We start from the raw sequence: 2626 nt of genomic DNA on the forward strand, positions 1-2626 counted from the left end.
CCACGGCAGCATCGCCCGCATCGAACTGCCTGCCTCCGAGATCGGACGCCTCGCCGACGACCAGTTGCGCTCCCAGCTGATCGCCGACGTGCGCGAGGCAGGCTTCGCCCACGTCACCGTCGACCTCGCCGCAATCCAGTCTGGCGCCTTCACGATGCAGATCCTCAGCAGAGGGGGGACCACCCCCCTCGAACCCCCCGCGCGGCGTGCCGGGTCGGATGCTGCGACTTCGGCGCAGCCGGGTGCAGGGACGCCGCAGGTTCGCCAGCGAGGGGGGACGGCCGGCCATGACTGAGTCCGATCCGCTGGACGGCATCGCGAACCTCGACCTGGGGCGCGCCCGCCGACGCGGCTACCCAGAGGCCGTCTACTGCGAGGGCAAGACCACCGAACAGGTGCGGGCCATCGCCCGTCGCTTCGGTCACGCCGGGGGCCCCGAGGCGGGCGCCGTGCTCTTCACACGCGCCACGGCCGAACACGCCCAGGCCGTGCTGGCCGAACTCCCCGACGCGGCCCACGACGAACTGGCCGGCTTGCTGGCCTGGCCCCGAACCCCTCCCGAACCGACCGGCGAGCTGGTGGTGGTGGCCTGCGCCGGAACCTCCGACCTGCCCGTGGCGCGGGAGGCTGCGATGACCGCGCAGTACCTGGGACGCCGCACCGAACTGGTGGTCGACGTGGGCATCGCCGGCCTGCACAGAACCCTGGCCCGGCTCGACCTGCTACGCAGTGCCGGCTGCATCGTCGTGGTGGCAGGGATGGACGGCGCCCTGCCCGGCCTGGTCGCCGGGCTCGTGGAGGTACCGGTGGTGGCGGTGCCCACCTCCGTGGGCTATGGCGCCGCCTTCAACGGCCTGGCCCCCCTGCTGACGATGCTCAACGCCTGCGCTCCCGGCGTCGGCGTGGTCAACATCGACAACGGCTACGGTGGCGCCCACTTGGCCGCCCAGATCACCGCACCCCGATCACCACGGCCCGCTGCCGAACGGGGCTGACCGTTCAGCGGCGGCCACAGTCGTGCTGGTGCCTGCGTCCGTCGCGGTTGTCACCCTCACAGGACTGGGTGGGCAGCATGGCGGGCCGGTCGTCGACCTTCCGGCGTGGCGTCACCGGAACCAGGCTCGGCTCCACGGCGGTGGGCCGCATGCTGCTCGGGCGCGGCGCGGTGGAGGGATGCCCCGTGGGTTTCGGACTGCTGGGCCGTATCGAGGGCAAGGGCTCGGTCGACGGCGGGGGCACGACGCTCGCGGTGGGCCAGCCGACGGGCGGGGTGGAGCGTCCGGGCATCGGCGTCGGGTCGTCCAGCGGCATGGTGTGCGTGGTGGGTGCCTTCCACGTGGGCGTCGGCGGCGGTGTCCACGATCGGTGGGCGCGTGGCAGACCCACGCTCGTGCGGGTGGGCGAGGGAACCGGGCGGCTGGTGGCCGGCGCCGCGGCCGTCGAGCGGGCCGTGGGCGCCGGTGCCGTGCGCTGGGGCGCGGGGGGCGCCGGGGCTGTGGACGTCACCGAGGCAGTTGGCTGCGGGGTGGCCGAGCGCTGGGCGGCCGGGCTGCCCTCCCTCGTCGGCTGGGGCTTCGGGCGTGCCGGAGTGCTGGGCGTGGGGGAGCTCGCAGTCGGCGATGCTGCAGGATCGGGCTGGCTGACCTGGCCCTGGGGCGCAACCGTGTTCACGATGGCCGAAGTGGCCACTGCGGCCAGAAAGAGGATGGAACCGCTCTTCGCGACGCTCATGGGGTGCTGCCAGTGCTGCGGTTCATTGCTCTCCACCTCCGAATCGGCCATCAGGGAAGGGGAATGGCCGGTTTGGTCCAACGATATCTGAATCCTGAACAAGTCCTGAAGGGATCGCCGGGCGTCTGGAAGATCTGCCAGAACTGCGCGGGGGTCCGGGCGCACGTGCCCGGACCCCCGTCAGGTGTGGCGGGGGAAGCCCCCGCAACGACCTCAGCCCAGCTGGGCGAGTGCCTCGTTGAAGGTGGCCGAGGGACGCATCACGTCGCTGGTCAGCTTCTCGTCGGGGCGGTAGTAGCCACCGATCTCGACGGCCTTGCCCTGCACGGACAGCAGCTCCTCGCTGATCTTCTGCTCGTCGGCGGTGAGCTTCTCCGAGATCGGCTTGAAGGCGGCCGCCAGCTCGGCGTCCTCGGTCTGCTCGGCCAGCTCCTGAGCCCAGTACAGGGCCAGGTAGAAGTGCGAGCCACGGTTGTCGATCTGACCCACCTTGCGGGCGGGGGACTTGCCCTCGCCCAGCAGCTTCTCGGTGGCGGCGTCCAGTGCGGAAGCCAGCACCTCGGCGCGCTTGTTGCCGTCGGTGGTCGACAGGTGGCGCAGGCTCTCGGCCAGGGCCAGGAACTCACCCAGGGAGTCCCAGCGCAGGTAGTTCTCCTCCACCAGCTGCTGCACGTGCTTGGGGGCGGAGCCGCCGGCGCCGGTCTCGAACAGGCCGCCACCGTTCATCAGCGGCACCACCGAGAGCATCTTGGCGCTGGTGCCCAGCTCCAGGATCGGGAACAGGTCGGTGTTGTAGTCGCGCAGCACGTTGCCGGTCACCGAGATGGTGTCCTCACCCTTGCGGATGCGGTCGATGGAGAACTTGGTGGCCTCCACCGGGCTCATGATCTGGATG

General features: G+C 71.3%; 3 protein-coding genes and 1 pseudogene. 3 read left to right on the plus strand and 1 reads right to left on the minus strand.

All coding sequences use genetic code 11. From position 1 onward, the window contains the following. From ACHFFZ_RS16790 to ACHFFZ_RS16800, 3 genes and pseudogenes are all read left to right on the plus strand, one after another. Window positions 1–295, plus strand: a pseudogene (locus ACHFFZ_RS16790) (hypothetical protein); the annotation flags it as partial. Next, a complete protein-coding gene (gene larB / locus ACHFFZ_RS16795; RefSeq protein ID WP_394277737.1) occupies window positions 288–995 on the plus strand; it encodes a nickel pincer cofactor biosynthesis protein LarB in 708 nt (235 codons plus the stop codon). The pseudogene ACHFFZ_RS16790 and the gene larB, both read left to right, overlap by 8 nt. Window positions 996–1072: 77 nt before the next feature. After that, entirely contained in the window at window positions 1073–1822 is a 750-nt protein-coding gene (locus ACHFFZ_RS16800) for a hypothetical protein (protein ID WP_394277738.1), read from the plus strand. A gap of 122 nt (window positions 1823–1944) precedes the next feature. On the opposite strand, the gene ACHFFZ_RS16805 is transcribed toward ACHFFZ_RS16800, so the two are convergent. Beyond that, window positions 1945–2626 (minus strand): NADP-dependent isocitrate dehydrogenase (locus ACHFFZ_RS16805; RefSeq protein WP_394277739.1); only part of this gene is annotated, 682 nt, incomplete at its 5' end.

The organism is Luteococcus sp. (genome assembly GCF_043424415.1).
Taxonomy (GTDB): domain Bacteria; phylum Actinomycetota; class Actinomycetes; order Propionibacteriales; family Propionibacteriaceae; genus Luteococcus.

Coding starts and splice junctions, on each gene's coding strand:
- larB (WP_394277737.1), top strand. CDS start 288: ATGACTGAGTCCGATCCGCTGGACGGCATCGCGAACCTCGACCTGGGG.
- ACHFFZ_RS16800 (WP_394277738.1), top strand. CDS start 1,073: ATGGCGGGCCGGTCGTCGACCTTCCGGCGTGGCGTCACCGGAACCAGG.